The sequence below is a fragment of the Cellulosimicrobium sp. 72-3 genome, assembly GCF_013127315.1.
GTDB classification, from domain to species: Bacteria; Actinomycetota; Actinomycetes; order Actinomycetales; family Cellulomonadaceae; genus Cellulosimicrobium; species Cellulosimicrobium funkei.
In genome coordinates this window covers 3,340,786-3,361,315 of the sequence record NZ_CP053419.1, presented here as the reverse complement: position 1 = coordinate 3,361,315, position 20,530 = coordinate 3,340,786, and the positions used below count along the sequence as shown (strand labels likewise).

The 20,530-nt window shown below is 73.8% G+C and carries 22 protein-coding genes, 1 tRNA gene and 1 riboswitch; of the genes, 12 read left to right on the top strand and 11 right to left on the bottom strand.

All coding sequences use genetic code 11. The features are described from left to right. Positions 1-153: 153 nt before the first annotated feature. The 3 genes from HKK73_RS15020 to HKK73_RS15010 all read left to right on the top strand — a co-directional run bounded on the left by HKK73_RS15020 (position 154) and on the right by HKK73_RS15010 (position 3,146). A complete protein-coding gene (locus tag HKK73_RS15020) occupies positions 154-864 on the top strand; it encodes a metal-dependent transcriptional regulator (RefSeq protein WP_171468306.1) in 711 nt (236 codons plus the stop codon). A gap of 137 nt (positions 865-1,001) precedes the next feature. Further along, positions 1,002-1,191, top strand: a riboswitch (cyclic di-AMP (ydaO/yuaA leader). 7 nt (positions 1,192-1,198) lie between these two features. Continuing rightward, positions 1,199-2,011, top strand: coding sequence for a C40 family peptidase (locus HKK73_RS15015; protein WP_369824948.1), 813 nt, complete (start codon positions 1,199-1,201; stop codon positions 2,009-2,011). Positions 2,012-2,198: 187 nt separating this feature from the next. Beyond that, positions 2,199-3,146, top strand: a complete 948-nt coding sequence (locus HKK73_RS15010) for a universal stress protein (RefSeq protein ID WP_085387405.1) — start codon at positions 2,199-2,201, stop codon at positions 3,144-3,146. A gap of 48 nt (positions 3,147-3,194) precedes the next feature. Here the strand turns inward: HKK73_RS15010 and HKK73_RS15005 are convergent, their stop codons facing one another. The 5 genes from HKK73_RS15005 to ddaH all read right to left on the bottom strand — a co-directional run bounded on the left by HKK73_RS15005 (position 3,195) and on the right by ddaH (position 8,825). Next, entirely contained in the window at positions 3,195-4,046 is an 852-nt protein-coding gene (locus HKK73_RS15005; protein WP_051028222.1) for an ABC transporter permease, read from the bottom strand. Continuing rightward, the gene (locus HKK73_RS15000; protein ID WP_034651234.1) at positions 4,046-5,047 is read right to left on the bottom strand and encodes a daunorubicin resistance protein DrrA family ABC transporter ATP-binding protein; all 1,002 of its coding nucleotides are present in this window, start codon (positions 5,045-5,047) and stop codon (positions 4,046-4,048) included. The genes HKK73_RS15005 and HKK73_RS15000 overlap by 1 nt, the downstream gene beginning before the upstream one ends. A 253-nt stretch (positions 5,048-5,300) precedes the next feature. Next, the gene (locus HKK73_RS14995) at positions 5,301-6,584 is read right to left on the bottom strand and encodes an aminotransferase class I/II-fold pyridoxal phosphate-dependent enzyme (RefSeq protein WP_114554252.1); all 1,284 of its coding nucleotides are present in this window, start codon (positions 6,582-6,584) and stop codon (positions 5,301-5,303) included. A 10-nt stretch (positions 6,585-6,594) separates the two neighbouring features. Next, positions 6,595-7,899 (bottom strand): ornithine--oxo-acid transaminase, encoded by a 1,305-nt coding sequence (gene rocD, locus HKK73_RS14990; RefSeq protein WP_171468305.1) that lies wholly within the window; start codon positions 7,897-7,899, stop codon positions 6,595-6,597. Further along, positions 7,896-8,825 carry a dimethylargininase gene (gene ddaH / locus HKK73_RS14985; protein ID WP_171468304.1) on the bottom strand — a complete coding sequence of 310 codons (930 nt, stop codon included), beginning with the start codon at positions 8,823-8,825 and terminating at the stop codon, positions 7,896-7,898. Before ddaH ends, rocD begins: the two co-directional genes overlap by 4 nt. 308 nt (positions 8,826-9,133) lie before the next feature. Here ddaH and HKK73_RS14980 point away from each other — a divergent pair, with 308 nt between their 5' ends. Beyond that, positions 9,134-10,069, top strand: a complete 936-nt coding sequence (locus tag HKK73_RS14980) for a PadR family transcriptional regulator (RefSeq protein WP_253705664.1) — start codon at positions 9,134-9,136, stop codon at positions 10,067-10,069. 108 nt (positions 10,070-10,177) lie between these two features. Here the strand turns inward: HKK73_RS14980 and HKK73_RS14975 are convergent, their stop codons facing one another. The 3 genes from HKK73_RS14975 to HKK73_RS14965 are packed head-to-tail and all read right to left on the bottom strand — an operon-like array spanning position 10,178 to position 12,124. Then, positions 10,178-10,654: an SRPBCC family protein gene (locus HKK73_RS14975; RefSeq protein ID WP_051028110.1), complete on the bottom strand. Its 477-nt coding sequence runs from the start codon at positions 10,652-10,654 to the stop codon at positions 10,178-10,180. 11 nt (positions 10,655-10,665) lie between these two features. Then, the gene (locus HKK73_RS14970; protein WP_241005809.1) at positions 10,666-11,583 is read right to left on the bottom strand and encodes a hypothetical protein; all 918 of its coding nucleotides are present in this window, start codon (positions 11,581-11,583) and stop codon (positions 10,666-10,668) included. 22 nt (positions 11,584-11,605) lie between these two features. Then, positions 11,606-12,124: an OsmC family protein gene (locus tag HKK73_RS14965; protein WP_081895945.1), complete on the bottom strand. Its 519-nt coding sequence runs from the start codon at positions 12,122-12,124 to the stop codon at positions 11,606-11,608. 219 nt (positions 12,125-12,343) lie between these two features. On the opposite strand from HKK73_RS14965, the gene HKK73_RS14960 reads away from it, so the two are divergent. Both HKK73_RS14960 and HKK73_RS14955 read left to right on the top strand, forming a co-directional pair. Further along, complete coding sequence (locus HKK73_RS14960) at positions 12,344-13,138, top strand: thymidylate synthase (RefSeq protein WP_171468788.1); 795 nt, start codon at positions 12,344-12,346, stop codon at positions 13,136-13,138. After that, a complete protein-coding gene (locus HKK73_RS14955; protein ID WP_171468303.1) occupies positions 13,138-13,677 on the top strand; it encodes a dihydrofolate reductase in 540 nt (179 codons plus the stop codon). The genes HKK73_RS14960 and HKK73_RS14955 overlap by 1 nt, the downstream gene beginning before the upstream one ends. A 28-nt stretch (positions 13,678-13,705) precedes the next feature. Here HKK73_RS14955 and HKK73_RS14950 read toward each other — a convergent pair whose 3' ends face one another. Continuing rightward, positions 13,706-14,470 carry a GntR family transcriptional regulator gene (locus tag HKK73_RS14950; protein WP_051028107.1) on the bottom strand — a complete coding sequence of 255 codons (765 nt, stop codon included), beginning with the start codon at positions 14,468-14,470 and terminating at the stop codon, positions 13,706-13,708. 233 nt (positions 14,471-14,703) lie between these two features. Between HKK73_RS14950 and HKK73_RS14945 the strand changes: the two genes are divergently transcribed. From HKK73_RS14945 to ehuA, 4 genes are all read left to right on the top strand, one after another. Continuing rightward, positions 14,704-15,663, top strand: coding sequence for a transporter substrate-binding domain-containing protein (locus HKK73_RS14945; RefSeq protein ID WP_043654263.1), 960 nt, complete (start codon positions 14,704-14,706; stop codon positions 15,661-15,663). Positions 15,664-15,673: 10 nt separating this feature from the next. Further along, positions 15,674-16,402 carry an ectoine/hydroxyectoine ABC transporter permease subunit EhuC gene (gene ehuC / locus HKK73_RS14940; RefSeq protein ID WP_034654311.1) on the top strand — a complete coding sequence of 243 codons (729 nt, stop codon included), beginning with the start codon at positions 15,674-15,676 and terminating at the stop codon, positions 16,400-16,402. Then, positions 16,399-17,040: an ectoine/hydroxyectoine ABC transporter permease subunit EhuD gene (gene ehuD / locus HKK73_RS14935; protein WP_034654309.1), complete on the top strand. Its 642-nt coding sequence runs from the start codon at positions 16,399-16,401 to the stop codon at positions 17,038-17,040. Before ehuC ends, ehuD begins: the two co-directional genes overlap by 4 nt. Positions 17,041-17,125: 85 nt before the next feature. Then, on the top strand, positions 17,126-17,887 hold the full coding sequence (ehuA, locus tag HKK73_RS14930) for an ectoine/hydroxyectoine ABC transporter ATP-binding protein EhuA (RefSeq protein ID WP_034654335.1): 762 nt from the start codon (positions 17,126-17,128) through the stop codon (positions 17,885-17,887). A 17-nt stretch (positions 17,888-17,904) separates the two neighbouring features. Here the strand turns inward: ehuA and HKK73_RS14925 are convergent, their stop codons facing one another. Beyond that, positions 17,905-18,909, bottom strand: a complete 1,005-nt coding sequence (locus tag HKK73_RS14925) for a nucleoside hydrolase (protein ID WP_081599961.1) — start codon at positions 18,907-18,909, stop codon at positions 17,905-17,907. 104 nt (positions 18,910-19,013) lie between these two features. Between HKK73_RS14925 and HKK73_RS14920 the strand changes: the two genes are divergently transcribed. Next, positions 19,014-19,086: transfer RNA gene (locus tag HKK73_RS14920), tRNA-Arg, on the top strand. A 96-nt stretch (positions 19,087-19,182) separates the two neighbouring features. Here HKK73_RS14920 and arr read toward each other — a convergent pair. After that, a complete protein-coding gene (gene arr / locus HKK73_RS14915; protein WP_171468302.1) occupies positions 19,183-19,593 on the bottom strand; it encodes an NAD(+)--rifampin ADP-ribosyltransferase in 411 nt (136 codons plus the stop codon). A 284-nt stretch (positions 19,594-19,877) separates the two neighbouring features. Between arr and HKK73_RS14910 the strand changes: the two genes are divergently transcribed. Continuing rightward, a complete protein-coding gene (locus HKK73_RS14910; protein ID WP_051028106.1) occupies positions 19,878-20,507 on the top strand; it encodes a PAS and ANTAR domain-containing protein in 630 nt (209 codons plus the stop codon). Positions 20,508-20,530: the final 23 nt, after the last annotated feature.

Below are 20,530 nucleotides of genomic sequence, written 5' to 3'. Positions count from 1 at the left end.
CGGGCCACCAGGCACCACGGGTGCCTCTGGACGACACCGCGGTCGGGTCACGGGCTCGCCATAGACTGACCCCCAGCGGCCCGCCGGTGCGGGCAGGCGCCCCGTGGAGCGACGACCGGGCGCCCCGAGCCGACGAGCGACTGGGAGCGTGACGTGACCGATCTGATCGATACCACCGAGATGTATCTGAAGACGATCTACGAGCTCGTGGAGGAGGGCATCGTCCCGCTGCGCGCGCGCATCGCGGAGCGCCTCGGCCACTCGGGGCCCACGGTGTCGCAGACGGTCGCGCGCATGGAGCGCGACGGGCTCGTCGTCGTCACGGGGGACCGCCACCTCAAGCTCACGCCCGCGGGCCACGAGAAGGCGACGCGCGTCATGCGCAAGCACCGGCTCGCCGAGCGGCTCCTCACGGACGTCATCAAGCTCGACTGGGAGTACGTGCACACCGAGGCGTGCCGCTGGGAGCACGTGATGAGCGAGCTCGTCGAGGAGCGGCTCCTCGGGCTGCTCGACCACCCGCACTTCGACCCGTACGGCAACCCCATCCCGGGCCTGCCGGAGCTCGGGGAGCAGCTCGAGGAGGTCGACTTCCTCGACGGCGTCGTGTCGCTCCCCGTCCACCTCGCCCAGCACGGCCTCGGCGGCGGCGAGGTGCGCGTCGTGCTCCAGCGGATCGCCGAGCCGGTCCAGGTCGACGTCGAGCTCCTCGCGCGGTTCGCCCAGGCCGGGGTGCTGCCGCGCCGCACGCTCGTCGTGCGACCGGCACCGGCCGGCGGGGTCACCGTGCAGGGAGAGGGTGCGCCGGTCGTCCTCGACCTGCCCGACGACGTCGCGCGCCACCTCTTCGTCGCCCGCGGATAGCCGCCCGTTCACCGGGGGAAACGCCGTGACCTGCGGCGATGCGCGGGGCCGCGTTCCGTCGTGATGGGAACGTGACTTTTGCCGAGGGGTCCTGTACGGTCGTCCTGCTCCGTCGGGATACCCATCTGGCGGAGACCTCGCGCGGAACGCCTAACCCTGTCACCGCGAGAGGCCCACGACGACCCGATGACAGGGACGGGGGACCCACTTCCGGGTGCTGGAGACAGCGCCCTTGGGGTGAAGCCCGACGGACTCCGGTCCGCCAGGCCGGGTGACTCTTCCACCCGAACCCGACAGCTGACCTCGCAGGCGTCCAGGAGAGGCAACAGTGACCGTGAGCACGACTCGCGCCCGCCACCGCGCGGCGCGGCGTCCCGTGACGCCACTCAGCACCATCGCCCAGGCCGCATCGGACCAGATGTCGAGCGTCGGTCGTCGTACCGCCGTCGTCGCCGCGTCCTCCGGCCTCATCGTCTCGATGATCGGCGCCGCCGCCCCCGCGACGGCCGCCCCGGTCGACAACGAGTCCGGCAAGCTCAACGCCGTCGACCTCAGCGCCCTCACCGCGCAGGCCCGCCAGGCCCTCGAGGCCGCCCCGGCCGTGACCGTCGCGGCCGACGCGGCGTTCACCATCGAGGAGGCCCCGGTCACCGTGACCCCGGCCCCCGAGCCGGAGCCGGAGCCCGAGCCCGAGCCCGTCCGCACCACGCAGACGAGCCGCACGCAGGAGCGCCAGTCCACGCAGTCGTCGTCGTCCGACGAGTCGCAGGCTCCGGCCCAGCAGGAGGCGTCCGTCGGCGCCCCCGCGTCGGCGCACGGCTCGTCGATCGTCTCGATCGCGGCCCGCTACGTGGGCGTCCCGTACGTCTACGGCGGCACCACCCCCGACGGCTTCGACTGCTCGGGCTTCACCAGCTACGTCTACGCGCAGGTCGGCATCAACCTGCCGCGCACGTCGGGCGCCCAGGGTTCGGTCGGCACCAAGGTGTCGCGCGACCAGGCGCAGCCGGGCGACCTCATCTGGACGCCGGGCCACATCGCCATCTACGCGGGCGACAACATGATGATCGACGCCCCGCGTCCCGGGAAGTCGGTCCAGTTCCGCCAGATCTGGCAGTCGAACCCCACCTTCATCCGCGTGGCCTGATCGCTCACCCGATCAGGACCCCCGCGGTCACTGGCTGGACGAACCCCGTCCGCTCGCACTCTGCGCGAGCGGGCGGGGTTCGTGGCATTCTTGACGTGTTCGTGACTCGTGGCAGACGGACGGCCGGGCCTGGTCTCGGCTAGGTTGGTCGTCCGATGGCACCGGGCCGTCGAGAGGAGAGTCGCTCATGACCCGCACGGAATCCGTCCTCGTCGGTGTCGACGGCTCGGCGCCGAGCCTCCACGCCCTGGACTGGGCCGCGGCGTACGCGCTGCGCGTGGGGTGGCCCCTCCACATCGTGTGCACCTACTCGTTGCCGTCGTTCACGGCGGCGTCGCTCGACGGCGGCTACGCGGCCCTCGACGACTCGGCCATCCAGGAGGGCGCGCGCGCCGTCCTGGAAGAGGCTCGCGCCCGCGCCGAGGGCGCCGGGGTCCGCACGACGGCGACGGTCACGACCGGCGACGCCGCGGGGGTCCTCGTCGAGATGTCGCGCGAGCACGCGCTCGTCGTCGTCGGCACGCGGGGGCGCGGCGGCTTCACCGAGCGGCTGCTCGGCACCGTCTCCTCGGCGCTGCCCGCGCACGCGCACTGCCCGACGGTCGTCGTGCCGTACCGCGCGGGCGGGAAGGACGACGAGGGTGGCGCGCAGGAGCTGCCGCCGGTGCGGGACCTGCGCCGGATCGTCGTCGGGGTGGACGGGTCGCCGTCCGCCGAGATCGCGCTGCGGCACGCGATCCGTCAGGCCCGCGCCTGGGACGCCGAGCTCGTCGCGGTGGCCGGTGTGCCCGTCGGTGCCGGTGCGGGTCTCCTCGCGTGGCTGCCCGCGTCGATCGACCACGAGCAGGTCCTGGCCGACGTCACCGAGGGGCTGAACGTCATCATCGACCGCCACGAGGCGGAGCACCCCGGGCTCACGATCAAGCGCATCGTCCTCGACGGCACGGGTGCCGAGCTCCTCACGGAGTTCTCCACGGCGTCCGACCTCATCGTCGTGGGCTCGCGCGGGCGGGGCGGTTTCCGCGGCCTGCTGCTGGGCTCCACGAGCCAGGCCGTGCTGCACCACTCCGCGTGCCCCGTCATGGTCGTGACCAAGAAGTGCGAGGACGACGAGCCGGCGGCCAAGGAGGGCTGAGCCGCCGGCCCGCCGGGGCACCACGGCGCGTGGTGCCCGGGCGGGCGGTCAGCTCCGGTTGCGGTACAGCCGCATGGTGATCGGGGCGAGGATCGCGGTGAGCACGACGGACGCCACGAGGACCCACACGATCCCCTCCGTCGCGGGCTCGCCCGCCATGAGCCCGCGCACCGCGGTGACGAGGTGCGTGACCGGGTTGACGTCGACGAAGCGCTGCAGCACGACGGGCATCGTCGACGGGTCGACGAAGATGTTCGACGCGAACGTGAGCGGCATGAGCACGAGCATCGACGTGCCCATGACGGCGTTGGGGGAGCGCAGCACGAGCCCGAGGGCCGTGAACACCCAGCTGAGCGCGAACGCGAACACGAGCAGCAGCACGATCCCCAGGACCACGCCGACGACGCCGCCCGGCGGGCGGAAGCCCAGCACGAGGCCGAGCGCGAGGGTCACGACCGAGGCGATCGTGTAGCGCACGGTGTCGCCGAGCAGCGCGCCGACGATCGGCGCGGGCCGCCACACGGGCAGCGACCGGAACCGGTCGAACACGCCCTTGCTGATGTCCGTGTTCATCGTGTAGCCCGTGTAGATCGTCGTGAAGAGCACCGCCTGCACGAGGATGCCGGGCAGCAGGAACTGCAGGTAGCTCTGCACGTCGCCGGCCAGCGCGCCGCCGAACAGGTACGTGAACATCAGCGTGAAGATGATCGGCGAGACCGTGACGTCGAACAGCTGCTCGGGCACGTGCTTGATCTTGAGCAGCGCGCGCCACGTGTACGTCAGGGTCGCCGAGACGGGCGACGGCCGGTCCGGTCGCCGGTCGAGCGCGACCGCCGCGCGCAGCGCGTTCGCCTCCGGGGCGCGCAGCTCCGCGGCGGTGGTCGTGGGGTCCGCGGCCATCAGGCCACCTCCTCGATCGTCTCGTCGTCGTCCATGGGCTGGCCGGTGAGCGCGAGGAACACCTCGTCGAGGCTCGGCTGGCCCAGTGTGAACTCGGGCACCACGATCCCCTCGTCGCCGAGGGCGGGCAGGATCCGCGCGACGTCCGCCGCGCCGTCGTCGGGCACGCGCGCGGTGAACGCGTACGGGTCGTTCGCGAGCGTGATGTCCGTGCCGAGCAGCGCGCCCACGACCTCCGCGGCCCGGCCCCGCTGCGTCGCGTCGGCGAGGCGCAGGTGCACCGCGCCCTCGCCCACCGACCGCTTGAGCTCGGTCGCGGTGCCCTCCGCGATGACCTTGCCGTGGTCGATCACGGCGATGCGGTCGGCGAGCTGGTCCGCCTCCTCGAGGTACTGGGTCGTGAGCAGCACGGTCGCGCCGTCGGCGACGAGCACGCGCACGATGTCCCACACCTGGTTGCGGCTGCGCGGGTCGAGGCCGGTGGTCGGCTCGTCGAGGAAGATGACGCGCGGGCTCATGACGAGGCTCGCCGCGAGGTCGATCCGCCGCCGCATGCCGCCCGAGTACGTCTTCACCTGGCGGTCGCCCGCGTCCCCGAGCCCGAACGCGTCGAGGAGCTCGGCGGAGCGACCGCGCGCCGTGCCGCCGAGGAACCCGTACAGCCGCGCGAGCATGACGAGGTTCTCCGTGCCCGTGAGGTCCTCGTCCACGGACGCGTACTGCCCGGTGAGCCCGACGACGGACCGCACCTTGTCGGCGTCGTGCACCACGTCGTGGCCGAGCACGCGCGCCGTCCCCGCGTCGGGGCGCAGGAGCGTCGCGAGCATGCGGACGGCGGTCGTCTTGCCCGCGCCGTTCGGCCCGAGGACGCCGAACACGGTGCCCTCGGGGATGAGGAGGTCGATGCCGTCGACCGCCTTGGTCACCGACTTCCCGGTCGTGAAGTGCTTGACGAGGCCGCGCGCCTCGACGGCGAGGTCGCCGCGTGCAGGTTCGGTCATGTCCCCTCCTGGCCGTTGCCGACGGGCCGCCCGGAGCGTCCGGGCCACCCACGCACCCACCGACCGCCCGGGCCGACAGAACTCATCGGTCGTGCACCTCCTCCATCGTGCGCCGGACGAGGGGAGGCTGACCAGCGCGATGCGCCAGGAGCGAAGAGACGCGCCGGAACGAGGTAGAGCCCCCGGCCGCGAGGGAGAACCCGGGGGGCTCTACGTCGCGACCGGAGGCTCTACCTCGCGGGTCCGGGGCCGTCTACCGCGCGGCGTGCTCCGCGGCCGCGAGGAGGACGCACGTCGCGACGCCGTCCATCGCGACGCGGACCTCCTCGATCGGGGGGAGGGTCGGGGCGAGGCGGAGGACCTTGTCCTCCGGGTCCTTGCCGTACGGGAACGGGGCGCCCGCGGGCGTGAGCGCGATGCCGGCGGCCTTCGCGAGCTCGACGACGCGCGACGCGGTGCCCGGCACGACCTCGAGGCTGACGAAGTAGCCGCCCTTCGGCTCGGTCCACGACGCCACGCCCGTGCCGCCGAGGCGGTCGGCGAGGATGCTCGTCACGGCGTCGAACTTGGGGGCGATGATGTCGCGGTGCTTGCGCATGTGGGCGCGTACGCCGTCGGCGTCGCCGAAGAACAGCGCGTGCCGGAGCTGGTTGACCTTGTCCGGGCCGATGGACTGGGCGGACAGGTGCTTCTTGTACCAGGCGACGTTCGCGGGGGACGACGCGAGGAACGCGACGCCCGCGCCGGCGAACGTGATCTTCGACGTCGAGGCGTAGAGGATCACGCGGTCCGGGTGGCCGGCCTCGGCGGCGAGCGCGATCGCGTCGGCGCTGCGGACCTCGTCGTCGGTGAGGTGGTGCAGGGCGTACGCGTTGTCCCAGAGGATGCGGAAGTCGGGGGCGGCGGCGGGCACGGACACGAGTGCCCGCGCGACCTCCTCCGTGACGACCGAGCCGTCGGGGTTCGCGTACGTCGGAACGACCCACATGCCCTTGATCGTCGGGTCGTCGGCGACGAGCGCGGCGACGGCCGCGGCGTCGGGGCCGTCCGCCGTCATGGGGACGGTGACCATCTCGATGCCGAGCGCCTCGCACACGGAGAAGTGGCGGTCGTAGCCGGGCACGGGGCAGATCCAGCGGACCTTCTCCTCGCGGCCCCACGGGCGCTCGGACCCGGGGACGCCGAAGAGCGTCGCGTACACGAGCGTGTCGTACATGAGCGTGAGGCTCGCGTTGCCGCCCGCGAGGAGCTGCTCGACGGGCACGCCGAGCAGCTCGGCGAAGATGCGCCGGAGCTGGGGCAGCCCCTCGAGGCCGCCGTAGTTGCGCACGTCCGTGCCGTCGGCGTCCGTGTGCACGCCCTCGCCCGGGAGCGCGAGCAGGGCCTCGGAGAGGTCGAGCTGCTCGGCCGAGGGCTTGCCCCGCGTGAGGTCGAGCTTCAGCCCCAGCGCCTGCAGGTCGGCGTACGCGCGACGCAGGTCGTCGAGGGACGACGCGAGGGTGGTGGTACCGGGTGCGGTGGGCTCGGGCGTGGTCACCCTCCGGACTCTACCGACCCCGCGCCAGGTCCGTCAGGGCGTCCTCCAGGGCGGACAGCCCGGTCTCGAGGTCCTCGGCCGCGATGGTGAGCGGGGGAGCGAGGCGGATGGTCGAGCCGTGCGTGTCCTTGGCGAGGACGCCGCGGGCGAGCAGCGCCTCGCAGAGGTCGCGGCCCGTCCCGCGCGCCGGGTCGAGGTCGAGGCCCGCCCACAGGCCGAGGCCGCGGACGCCGTCGAGCAGGCCCGCGTCGACGAGCCCGGTGAGCCGGTCCTGGAACGCGGCGCCGAGCTCGCGCGCGCGTCGCTGCGGCTCGCCCGTGCGCAGCAGCTCGACGACCGCGAGCCCGACCGCGCACGCGAGCGGGTTGCCGCCGAACGTGCTGCCGTGCGTCCCGGGCGTGAGCACCTCGAGCACGTCGCGCCGCCCGACGACGGCCGAGACCGGCACGATCCCGCCGCCGAGCGCCTTGCCGAGGGTCACGAGGTCGGGCCGCACGCCCCACGTCTCGGTCGCGAGCGTCGCCCCGGCGCGCCCGAGGCCGGACTGGATCTCGTCGGCCACGAGGAGCACGTCCCGCGCGGTCGTGATCGCGCGCAGGCGCGGCCAGTAGTCGTCGGGCGGCACGACGACGCCCGACTCGCCCTGCACCGGCTCCAGGAGTACCGCGACGGTCGTGTCGTCGATCGCGGCGGCGACCGCGTCGGCGTCGCCGTACGGCACGAGGCGGAACCCCGGCGTGTACGGGTCGAACCCGCGTCGGGCGTCGGGGTCGTCGGAGAACGACACGATCGTCGTCGTGCGGCCGTGGAAGTTCCCGGAGCCGACGACGACCGTCGCCTCGCCCTGGGGCACGCCCTTGACGTCGTAGCCCCACTTGCGCGCCGTCTTGATCGCGGTCTCGACGGCCTCCGCGCCCGTGTTCATCGGGAGCACGAGGGAGTCCGCCCCGCCCGCGGTGAGCGGCCCGACGAGCGCCGCGAGCGCCTCGGCGAACGGGTGCAGGAGGTCGTGGTCGAACGCGCGCGACGTGAGCGTGACGCGGCCGAGCTGGCGCGTGGCGGCGTCGACGAGCGCGGGGTGCCGGTGCCCGAAGTTGAGCGCCGAGTACCCCGCGAGGAGGTCGAGGTAGCGGCGACCGGTCACGTCGGTGACCCACGACCCCTCGGCGCTCGCGACTGTGACGGGCAGCGGGTGGTAGTTGTGCGCGAGCGCGCCGCCGCCGCTGCCGTCAGCGGGCCGGCCGCCGTCGAGCGGGCCGGTGGCGCTGCTCGCGCCCGTGCCGCCGTCCGACGCGCGGACCTCCTGGGCGGTCACGACGCGCTCCCGGCCGGCGCCGGGGCGTGGACGGCGGGCTCGCGGATCTCGAGCGTGCAGCACTTCGCCCCGCCGCCGCCGCGCAGGAGCTCCGACGTGTCCACCGCGACCGTCTCGTAGCCGCGCTCGCGCAGCGCCGCGGCGAGCCGGCCCGCGCGCGGCGAGTGCACGACGTGCGTCCCGTCGCTCACCGCGTTGAGGCCGAGCACGGCGGCGTCCTCCTCGGTCGCGAGGAGCGCGTCGGGGTAGCGCTCGCGCAGCACCTCCTGCGCGGCGGGGGAGAACGCGGCGGGCAGGTAGACGACGTCGACGGCCGGCGGGCCGGTGAGCGCGGGGTGGGCGGCGTCGTCGAGGTGCGCGCCGTCGTCGGCCCCCGGGGTGCCGGCGGTGCCCTCGTTGCCGCGCAGCACGGTGAGCGCCGTGTCCAGGTGGTAGAACCGCGGGTCCACGAGCTCGAGCGTCACGACCTCCCGGCCCCACAGGGCCGCGGCCTCGGCGTGCGCGGCGCGCTCGGTGCGGAAGCCGGTGCCGGCGAGCACGACGTCGCCGGCCAGCAGCAGGTCGCCCTCGCCCTCGTTGACGTGCTCCGCGAGGTGCGTGACGTACCCGTGGTCGGCGAACCACTTGAGGTAGGCGGCGCCCTCGGGCCCGCGCTCGGGGTGGGTGAAGCGCGCGGAGTAGACGAGGCCGTCGACGACGGTCGCGCCGTTGGCCGCGTAGACCATGTCCGGCAGGCCGGGGACGGGGTCGATCGTCTCGACGGTGTGGCCGAGGTCGCGAAAGGTGTCGCGCAGGCGTTCCCACTGCGCGACCGCGAGCGCGGTGTCGACCGGTGTGCGCCGGTCCATCCAGGGGTTGATCTCGTAGCTGACGGTGAAGTACGTCGGCCGGCACATCAGGTAGTGCCGGGGCTGGCCTGGGCGCATCGCCGCCTCCTCGCGGGAGCCGGGCCGCCGGGGTGGTGCGGCCCGGGTGGGTGCCGGACGGGGGATGCGTCCGGTGCTGCTGGTGGCTGCCGGTTGGCTGCTGGAAGTCAGCGTACGTCCGGGAGGTGGGCGCGTCCTGGGACGGCACGCGAGCGGCGGGGGTGTTGACAGCGATATTCTATCGATATATCGTTACCGTATCGCTGAGCCCGAGACGCGGCTCGCGACGACCGCGCGGCCGGACCGGCCCGCCACGCTCCGCGGATCACCCGGAGCCCTCGAACATCCACATACAGGAGACACCTCTCATGCACCACGCACACCAGCACCGGGGCAGGACCCCGGAGAACGTCCAGAACATGTCCCAGCCGTTCGGCGAGCGACCCGGGCCGCGCCCGGACCGCCGTCGTCGCGACGGCTTCCCGCCCGTGCCCGACGACGCGGGCTGGCTCCGCGGCGACGGCCCCCGTGGCCGCGGCGGAGCCCGCCGCGGTGGCGGACGCGGGTTCGGCGGACCGGCCGACGGCGGCCGGGGCTTCGGCCCCGGCGGTCCGGCCGACGACCGTCGCGGGTTCGGCCCGGGAGGCCCCGGGTTCGGCCCGGGCGGGCCCGGCTTCGGCCCCGGTCACGGCGGTCGCCGGCACGGGGGCCGCGGTCGCGGCCCCGGGCGCGCCGGCCGCGGCGACGTCCGCGCCGCCGTCCTGCTGCTCCTCGCCGAGCAGCCCATGCACGGGTACCAGGTCATCCAGGAGATCGCGGAGCGCAGCGAGGGCCAGTGGCGCCCGAGCCCCGGCGCGGTCTACCCGGCCCTGAACCTGCTCCAGGACGAGGGGCTCGTCGAGCTCTCGGCCGACGGCGGGCGCCGCCTCGCGACGCTCACCGAGGCGGGCACCGCGTACGTCGCGGAGCACGCCGACGAGCTGGGCGACCCGTTCGCCGACGCCGCCGGTCGCGGCGGCCGCCCGCGGCGCGAGCTGCGCGCAGGCGTCGAGGCCGTGGCGGCGGCGGTCCACCAGGTCGCCCGCACCGGCACCGACGAGCAGACGACGGCCGCTGCGGAGCTCCTGGAGCGCACGCGTCGCGAGCTCTACCTGATCCTCGCGGGCCCGGCCGTGCCCGGCACCTCGCCCGGCGCTGCGCCGGGTGCCACGACGACCGCCGCGGGCGACCGTGCGCCGTCGGGCAGCCCGACGGAGGACACCTCGGTGGAGGACGCCCCGGTGGAGGACGGGCCGACGGCCTGAACCCACCACCCCGGACCCGGGGTCGCGCGGTACCGACGCTGGTCGGTCCCGTGGGGCCCCGGTCCGTCGCGTGCGCGGGGCGCGGCCCGGCAGCCAGGCCGCTCGCGGCTACCGGCGGGCGCGCAGGCGCGCGTCGAGGCGGCGCAGCGAGACGTGCATCATGACGCGCAGCGCGACCCCGACGAGGGGCGCCGTGATCCCGCGGGGGACGGGACCGGCGAGGTACGCCTCCTCCCACCACACGACCCGGCAGCGGCCCGTGCCGAGCGGCACGACCTCGAAGCCCGCGTCGCCGAGCAGCGCCGGGCCCAGCTTGCGGATCCGCGTGCTGCCCGGGCGGCCCGCCGCCACGGACGGGCGGTCGAGCGACTCGACGACCATGCGGTCCGGGAATCCGCGGCCCGTGCGCCGGACGAGCGGGCCGCTCACCATGGTGAACCGGTCGCCCACCTCGGGGCCCCGGCCCGCCGGGGTCGTCATCACGGTGAGGGGGATGAACCGCGGGTGGGTCCGCGGGTCCGCGACCCACGCGAACGCGACGGACGCGTCGACGTCGAGCTCGCGCGCGACGGCGACGCGCCGCACGCCCCGGGTCGTCACTCGGCGTCGCGGGCGGGGGAGCGGTCGCGCCGTCCCCGCCCCGGCAGCAGCCGACGACGGCGGCGCGGCTCCGCGTCCTCGGGGACGGGGACGAGCCGCGGCGGTGCGTCCTGCACGGGCGACTCCACGACCTCGAGGAGCCGGCCGAACACCGACGGCGGCGGCCCGAACGCGCGCCGCGACTGGGCGATCACGCCGTGCCCGAGCGCCCGCGCCCCCGCCACGCCCACGACGGCGCCGACGCCGAACGGCACGAGCCGACCGAGCGCGAGGCCGGACTGCTTCGCGAGCTGGGTGCGCAGGAACCGGTTGCCGAGCGCCTTGTTGACCTTGACGAGCGTCCCGGCGGGCATGCTCGTCAGGAGCACCTTGCCCCACGCGAGGCCCGACCCCTGGGTCGCGCGCTCGACGTCGCGCGCGCCCTTCTCGCCGAGCACGGTCGCGAGCAGGAGCGCCCGACGGCGGCCCACGTCGTCCACCGCGATGCCGTGCACGTCCGCCACCGCGAGCGCGAAGGCCGCCGAGGACGCGAAGAACGTCGCGACGTCGCTCGACGTCAGCGCGATCCCCACGCCCGTCCCGACCGCGGGGAAGGCGGCTGCCGCGCCGACGGCGCCGCCCGCCGTCTGGATGACGAGCAGGTACTCGCGCTCGAGGATCCGGACGATCTGCGCGGGGCTCGCCTCGGGGTTGCGACGGCGCACGGAGTCGACGTGCGCCCGGATGACGTGCGACGGGATCGTCACCGCCTTGTCGAGCGCGGCGTCGAGCAGCGGCGTCGGCCGGTAGGCGGACCACTCGACCGCGTCCTGCGTCGAGAGGTCCCTGCGCCCGGCGTCCGGGGGCGGGGTCCCGTACTCGGGCACGCCGCCGCGCGGCACGGGGCTTCTCGAGGGGTCCTGCTGGTACGCCATGGCGCCTCCCGTCATCCCGCGGTCAGTCCTGGGTCTCGACCTCGCGGCCGGCGCCCTCCGGCTGGAACAGGTACTCGACCTCGGCGCCGGCCTTGACCGTCCGTCCTACCGTGCACGCCTTGTCGATCGCTCGCGCGGCGACGGTGACGAGCCGGTCGCGCGCGTCGTCGTCGAGCGACGTGAGGTCGATGTCGTACGTGCCCGTGATCTTCGGGTACCGCTCCTCCTCGAGGAGCTTGTCGCCCTGGACGTGGATCGTCACGGCGTAGTCGTCGCCGAGGCGGCGCGCGAACGTGCGGTCCGTGCTCATGCCCGCGCACGCCGCGAGCGCGATCTTCAGCAGCTCGCCGGGCGTGAACACCGCACCCTCGCTCGCCGGGCCGATCGAGACCTCGGCGCCGCGCGCCGACCGGCCCGTGTACGTGCGGGTGCCCGTGCGCTCGACCCAGAGCGCGTCGGCCGGGGCGGGCGACGGCGCGGGGACGTCGTGCGCGGCCTCGTCGGCGGCGCTCAGGGTGTTCTCGGCAGGCTGCGTCGTCATGCGTGAATCCTCGCACTCGTCGGGTCGCGGCGTCGGGGCGTCCGCCCTCCGGGGAACGTGCGGCGGCCGCGCGCGATTCCCGCGCGCGTGCCGAGCGTCACCGGCCGCCGGGCCGGAGCGGTGCCTAGACTGGCGGGCGTGGCCCTCGACGCAACCGACGTTCCGACCGCACCCGTGCGCACCGCCGAGCCCGCGCCGTCGGGCAGCGCGCCCGGGCCCGTGCCCACACCGTACGAGGACCTCCTGCGCGACGTCCTGGCGCACGGCACGCCCAAGGGCGACCGCACGGGGACGGGCACGCGCAGCGTGTTCGGCCGCCAGCTCCGCTTCGACCTCGCGCAGGGCTTCCCGCTCATCACGACGAAGCGCGTGCACCTCAAGTCCGTCGCCTACGAGCTGCTGTGGTTCCTGCGCGGCGACTCGAACGTGCGCTGGCTCCAGGAGCGCGGCGTGCGCATCTGGGACGAGTGGGCCGACGCCGACGGCGAGCTCGGCCCCGTCTACGGCGTCCAGTGGCGCTCGTGGCCGACGCCGGACGGCCGCCACGTCGACCAGGTCGCGCAGGTGATCGAGCAGATCAAGGCGAACCCCGACTCGCGGCGGCACATCGTCTCCGCGTGGAACGTCGGGGAGATCGAGAACATGGCGCTGCCGCCGTGCCACGCGTTCTTCCAGTTCTACGTGGCCGACGGGAAGCTGTCGTGCCAGCTCTACCAGCGCTCGGCAGACCTGTTCCTCGGCGTGCCGTTCAACATCGCGTCGTACGCGCTGCTCGTCCACATGGTCGCCGCGCAGACCGGCCTCGAGGTCGGCGACTTCGTCTGGACCGGCGGTGACGTGCACATCTACGACAACCACGTCGAGCAGGTGCGCGAGCAGCTCACGCGCGACCCGTACCCGTACCCGACCCTGCGCCTCGCGCCCCGCGACTCGATCGACGCCTACGAGTACGAGGACATCGAGGTCGTCGGGTACCAGCACCACCCGACGATCAAGGCGCCGATCGCGGTCTGATGCTGGGACTGATCTGGGCCCAGGCGCGCGACGCCGCCGGGCGGCCCGTCATCGGCGCGGGCGGCACCATGCCGTGGCACCTGCCCGAGGACCTCGCGCACTTCCGACGCGTCACGTCGGGCCACCCCGTGGTCATGGGCCGCCGCACGTGGGACTCGCTCCCGCCCCGGTTCCGGCCCCTGCCGGGGCGCCTCAACGTCGTCGTCACGCGCCAGGAGTCGTGGGTGCCCGACGGCGGCCGTCCCGAGGGTGACGGCGACGCGCCCGTGCGCGTGGCCGGGTCGGTCGACGCGGCGCTCGCGGCCGCGCGCTCCGCGGCCCGGACCAGCGGCTCCGACGAGGTGTGGGTGATGGGCGGCGCGCAGCTCTACGCCGCGACCGTCGCCGCCGCGGACCTGTGCGTGGTCACCGAGATCGACACCGTGGTCGAGGGTGACACGTACGCGCCCGAGATCCCCGCGGGCAGCGTGCGCGACGTCGGGGAGTGGCAGGTCTCGCAGACGGGCACGCGGTACCGCGTCGTCGTCGTGTCTCGCTGATCAGACCCGCGCGACCGCAGCGTGCGGCTCAGAGCAGGCCGGTCGGTTCGATGGGGTCGAGGCGCGGCGGCGGGACGGGGTGGGGCTCCTCGAGCGTCTCGACGTCGGCGTCCTGCGGGGCGGTGAGCCGCGCGACCGCCGCGTCCAGGTTGGCGGTGATCGCCGTGACCAGGCCGTCGGCGTCCCGCTGCTCGAGGCGGGTCACGATCTCCTCGTGGGACGCCGCCGAGTCGGCACGCACGGCGTACTCGTCGCTCACGGTGAAGCTGGCGACGCGCACCTCGACGATGAGGGTGGTCATCCACCGCAGGAGCCACGGGTTCCCTCCCGCCGCGACGAGCGCCCAGTGCAGGTTGAGGTCGGCGTCGCCGATGCGGCGAGGGTCCTGGGAGGCTCCGGCCGTGACGAGCGCGTCGTACGCGGTGCGGACGGACGCGACGTCGGTCTCGGAGGCGCGGGCGACGGCGAGCCGCGCCGCGGCAGTCTCGACGCTGGTGCGCGCGGCGTAGAGCGCGGGGATGCGGTCGCGCCCGATGGTCACGACGCTCAGGCCGCGTCCCGGCGTCGCGGTGAGCAGGCCCTCCTGGACCAGCCGCTGGGCCGCCTCGCGGAAGGGGCCGCGGCTCACCCCGAGCTGCCCGGCGATCTCGACCTCGCGGATGGGTGAGCCGACGCGCAGCGCGCCGGAGTAGATCGCGTCGCGCAGCTCGCGCGCGATGAGGTCGACCGTCGACGGTCGGGTCACCGGCGAGAGGAACGGTGCGGTGAGCGGTGCGCGCGAGGCCGGGCTCATCGGCTCTCTCCCTCCGAGGTCGTGGTCGTGCGGTCGATCGAGGTCACGATCGGGTATCACATCATCCCCTGTCGGCGACGCTCGATCGGACGAACGCGCACGTGGGCATCGATTGTAGACAATCAGACGCTCTGACCGTTCGATTGTCGAACGGTCGACAGAAGGCTAACGTGGTCGACCGTCCAACCAGCCACGACCGTCACGCCCCGGCGTCGACGGGCACGAAGGGAACCATGACTTCCACGCGAACCACCGCGCACCGGCGCCGCGCCCTGCTGGGTGCCGGCACCGTCGTCCTCCTCGCCGCCACCGCAGCCTGCACGAGCGTCGACGGGGGTGGCGCCGGCGAGCCCGGGACCGCGTCCGCGGACGGCGGCGCGCTGGAGGCGCTCCAGGACCGCGGCACCATCACCGTCGGCTTCGCCGGGGAGGCCCCCTACAGCTACGAGGAGGGCGGGGAGCTCACCGGGGCGACCGTCGCGCTCCACCGCGCGATCTTCGCCGAGCTGGGGATCGAGACGGTCGAGGGTGTGAACACCGAGTTCGGCTCCCTCATCCCGGGGCTCACCGCGAACCGGTTCGACGCCGTCAGCGCCGGGATGTCGATCCTCCCGGACCGTTGCGCGCAAGCCGCCTTCAGCGAGCCGGAGTTCATGTACACCACCGCGTTCATGACGCCCGCGGGGAACCCCGACGGCCTGACGGACATGCAGTCCGCCGCCGACGCGGGTGTCCGGCTGGCAACGATGACGGGTGCCATCGAGGGCGACTACGCCCGAGAGCTCGGCATCGAGAACCTCGAGGTCGGCTCGCCGCAGGACGGTCTCGACGCCGTCGTCGCCGGGCGCGCGGACGCCTTCGCCCTCACCGGCATCTCGCTCAACCACCTCGCGGACAGCTCCGACGCCCCGGTGGAGGTCACCGAGTCGTTCGTCGCCGAGATCGACGGCGTCCCCCAGATCGGTGCCGGCGGGACCGTCTTCCGCACGAGCGACACCGCGCTGCTCGAGGCGTACAACGAGAAGCTCGCCGAGATCGTCGCCGACGAGGACCGCTATCTGGAGATCGTGGGGGAGTTCGGCTTCACCGCGGCCGAGCGTCCCGTGGAGGGCCTCACCACGGAGAAGCTCTGCGCCGGCGACCTCGACGCCCTCGCCACCGAGCTCGCCCCGGAGCTCGGCGCGGGCTCCTGAGGGACGCCGGGTGTCCGACAACCTCAGCACGCTGCTCGACGCGCTGCCGCGGCTCGGCGAGGGCGTGCTGGTCACCCTCCAGCTCACGCTGGGCGGTGCCGCGCTCGCTCTCGTCCTGGCGCTGCTGCTCGGTCTCGGCTCGCGTGCGCACCGCCTGTGGGTCCGTGGCCCGTCACGCGTCGTCGTGGAGTTCTTCCGCGGCACGTCGCTCGTCGTCCAGCTCTTCTGGCTCTTCTACGTCCTGCCGGTCTTCGGCTTCCGCATGGAGTCCCTCGCGTGCGGCATCCTCGCGCTCGGGCTCAACTACGGCGCGTACGGCGCCGAGGTGGTCCGCGGGTCGATCAACGCCGTGCCGCGCGGGCAGTGGGAGGCGGCGGTCGCGCTCGACCTCGGTCCCGTGCACCGGCTGCGCCGCGTGATCCTGCCTCAGGCGTGGGCGCTCATGATCCCGCTGCTGACCAACCTGCTGATCCAGCTCCTCAAGGGGTCCGCGCTCGCCACCTACATCCTGCTGCACGACGTCAACTACTTCATCGAGCAGCTCCGCCGCGGCACGCAGGACACGTTCTTCTCCTACTCCGTAGGCCTGCTCGTCTACTTCGCGCTCGCCTACGCGCTGACGCTCGGCATGAACGCCCTCGAGGTCCGGGCGAAGCACCGGCTCGGCCGCGGACCGTCGCTCCGTGAGGTGCTCCGCCTCGCACCGGTCCCGGCCACGGCGAGGGGAGGTGCCGCGTGAACGACGTCTGGAGCTGGGAACGTGCCGCGCAGGCGCTCCCGCCGATCCTGGAGGGCTTTCGCATCACGCTGCTCGCGACGGTCGTCGGCACGGCGATCGCCGCGGTGCTCGGACTCCTCGTCGCGTTGGTGCGACGCTCGCCGTCGCGGTGGGTCAGCGCCCCCGTGGGCCTCGTCGTGGAGTTCGTCCGGTCGACGCCGCTGCTCGTGCAGCTCGTGTTCGTCTATCTCATGCTGCCGGGCGTCCCGGCGCTGGTGGTCGGCTGCGCGGTGCTCGGCGTGCACTACGCGACCTACATGTCGGAGGTCTACCGGGCGGGGATCGACGCCGTCCCCCGCGGCCAGTGGGAGGCCGCGAAGGCGCTCGACCTGCCGCGGTCGCGCGTGTGGCGCGCGGTCGTGCTGCCGCAGGCGATCCGCAAGACGCTGCCGGGGCTGGGGAACTACGCCGTCTCCATGTTCAAGGAGACCCCGTTCCTCTTCGCGATCAGCGTCGTGGAGATGTTCACCGCCGCGCAGCAGTTCGGGGCCCGCACGTTCGTCTACACCGAGGCGCTCACGATGGTCGGCCTGCTCTTCCTCCTGGCGAGCTACCCGACCTCGCTCCTCGTCCGCAGATTGGAGAATCGCCTTGCCTGAGACCACCGCGCCCGAGGGTGCCCGCACGCCGGTCCCTGCGACGTCCCCCGCCCAGACGGCCTCCGTCGACCCCGACGTGGTCCCCATGATCGAGTTCCGGGGGGTCGTCAAGCGCTTCGGCGACAACACCGTGCTCGACGGGCTCGACTTCCGTGTCGCGCGCGGCGACCGGGTCACGCTCATCGGGCCTTCCGGGTCCGGGAAGACGACGATCCTGCGGCTCCTCATGACCCTCGAGGAGGCGGACGGCGGGATCATCCTCGTCGACGGCGACCCGTACACGCACGAGATGCGGAACGGGAAGCGGGTCGCGATCCCCGAGAAGCGTCGGCGCCCGATCCGGCGCCGCGTCGGCATGGTCTTCCAGCAGTTCAACCTCTTCCCGAACATGACCGTGCTGGAGAACATCGTCGAGGCGCCGATGCACGTGCTCGGCCTCACCCGCGCGCAGGCGACGGTCCGTGCGGAGGAGCTGCTCGAGCAGGTCGGGCTCGCGGACAAGCGCGACGCCCGCTGCACGCAGCTGTCCGGCGGCCAGCAGCAGCGTGTCGCGATCGCGCGGGCGCTCGCGATGGACCCGGAGATCCTCCTCCTCGACGAGGTGACGTCCGCTCTCGACCCCGAGATCGTCGCCGACGTGCTCGGCGTCCTGCGCGAGGTCGCGGAGACGACGGACATCACGATGCTCATCGTCACGCACGAGATGCAGTTCGCGCGCGACGTCTCGCACCGGGTGCTCATGTTCGACCACGGTCGCATCGTCGAGGAGGCCGACCCCGAGACGATGTTCACCTCGCCGCGGCACGAGCGCACCCAGGAGTTCCTCCGCGCCGTCCTCGGGGCCTGAGCAGTCGGCGACCCGGCTCAGGCAGGCTCGCCGACGCGCCCGAGCGCGTCGAGCACGAGGTCCCAGAATCGGGCGTGGTCGAGGGTGACCGCGACCTGTGTGCGGCACTCCTCGGGGCCGGGCTCGTCGCCGCGCAGGTCGGCGACGGTCATGCCGGTCGTCAGGCCCCCGTGCAGCTCGACGTCCAGTGGCGCGCGGCGCGTCGTCATGACCGACGGGTCGACGACGTACGCGACCGCGCACGGGTCGTGCACGGGCGGGGAGGGGAAACCCTGCGCGGTGCGGTACGTCGTGCCGTAGAAGTCGAGCAGCTCGCCGACGAATCGGGCCGGGGCGGTGCCGAGCGCGGCGATGCCGTCGCGCACGTCCGCCGTCGCGACGGCCTGGTGCGTGAGGTCGAGACCCACCATCGTCACCGGCCACGCCTCGGTGAGCACGACGTGCGCCGCCTCCGGGTCCGCGAGGACGTTGAACTCCGCGACCGGCGTCCGGTTGCCCACGTGGTACCCGCCGCCCATGAGGACGACCTCGCGGACGCGCGGCACGATCCTCGGCTCCTTGCGCGCCGCCATCGCGACGTTCGTCAGCGGGCCCGTCGGCACGAGCGTGATCTCGCCCGGCTCGGCCGCCAGGACCGTCTCGATGATGAGGTCCACCGCGTGCCGGTCGTCGACGGCGCGCCGCGGGGCGGGCAGCACCGGCCCGTCCATGCCCGAGTCGCCGTGGATGTCCGGCGCGACGATCCGGGGCCGGACGAGCGGACGGTCGCACCCGGCCGCGACCGGGACGTCGATCCCGGCGAGCTCCGCGACCGCGAGCGCGTTCCGCGTCACCTTCTCGAGCGTCTGGTTCCCGGCGACCGTGGTCACCGCGACCAGGTCGACGGCGGGGCTCCCGTGCGCGAGGAGCATCGCGATCGCGTCGTCGTGGCCGGGGTCGCAGTCGAGGACGATCCGGCGGGGCGGGGTCGTGCGGGAGTCAGGGGTCGGCGGGACGGGCTGGGCCGGGACGTGAGCGGACATCGACCCATCCTCGCGCGTCCCCGGGGCCGGGGCGGCCGCCGGGGCGCTTCGCCTCCGGGCGCCCGTGACGGCTAGGCTGTGCTGCGGCCCTGACCCGGGGCCACGCGCCTGTAGCTCAGGGGATAGAGCACCGCTCTCCTAAAGCGGGTGTCGCCAGTTCGAATCTGGCCAGGCGCACCGAGCAGGACAGAGGTCGAACGCCCGTCACCGACCCTGGCAGGTGTGCGCGTGCTGCGGGACGTCGGCCCGGTCGTCATCCGCACCACGCTCTGGTCAGTTGATGATCTCGCCGCGCTCCTCGGTCCGCAGAGCCGCGAGGCGCGCGCGCCAGCTCGCGAGCTCCTCGGGGCTCAGGCGTGGCCACTCGGCGACCTCACGGACCACCCGCAGGGGCGCGCTGCTCCGGTAGGACCGCGTGGGGTTGCCCGGGAACTTCTTGTCGGTGACGTTCGGGTCGTCCTCGAACGGGCCGGTCGGCTCGACCTCGTAGACACGCGGGGCGGCGTCGCGGGCCGCCAGCTCGGCGGCGAGCGCGGCGCCGCCGACGAGCGCGGTGAAGTAGACGTGGTTCATGACGATCTCGGGCCGGTAGTTCGACCGGAACACCGCGGTCAGCAGATCACCTGCCCGCAGGTCGGCCTTCGTCCCGTGGAAGAACGGTCCCTCGTCCGGCACGTGGTTCACCCGCTCAGCGTAGACAGGCCGGGGGCCCGGTCGTGTGCCTGCGGCGCGACGTCTCGCGGAGCCCGCCTGGGCGGCGGCCTCTGGCCGAGCACTGCTCGGTCAGAGGTGCACCGGCTGCGGGCTTCTTCACGGGCCGGTGCCCCCTGCGGCACCTCGGCCGCAAGGACACCCTAAGAACCGTCTCCCCGTGCTCGCCACCTGTCGGACTTCACGGTTCGGGAGTACGGTCGAAGGGTTGAGTCTGGACCTGGCTCCTCATCCTCTGGAGAAGACGGAGCACCGACATGTCCGTAGACGACCATGCCATCGACCCATCCCTGACCCGCGAGACGGGCCAGAAGATCGGCCAGTACCGCCTCGACCTGAAGACCGGCACCTGGTGGTGGTCGTCGGAGACGTACCGGGTCCACGGGTTCGAGCCGGGCGACGTGGTGCCGACCACCGAGCTCGTCCTGGCGCACAAGCATCCCGACGACCGCGAGCACGTCCGTGCGGTCCTCGACCACGCCGAGGCCACGGGCGAGCCCTTCTCGAGCGTGCACCGCATCATGGACGCCCACGGCGTCGAGCGGTACGTCGTCCTCGTGGGGCAGGGGCGCCGGGACCGCGAGTCGGGTGAGGTCGTCGAGCTGCTGGGCTACTTCGTCGACATCACGACGACGGTCGCGGGGCGCGCGCAGGAGCGTGCGCGCCGGGACATCACCGCGGCGGCCGAGGGTCGTGGCCCGATCGAGCAGGCCAAGGGCATCCTCATCGCCGCGCACGGCGTGAGCGCCGACGAGGCGTTCGCCCGCCTCAAGCAGGTCTCGAACGACAAGAACGTCCGCCTGCGCGAGCTCGCGTCCGTCGTCGTCGACGAGGCGGGACGCGCCGGCGGGGACTGCGCCGAGCGCATCGACGCGATCCTGCGGTAGGCGCCGCAGACGGTAGAGCCCCG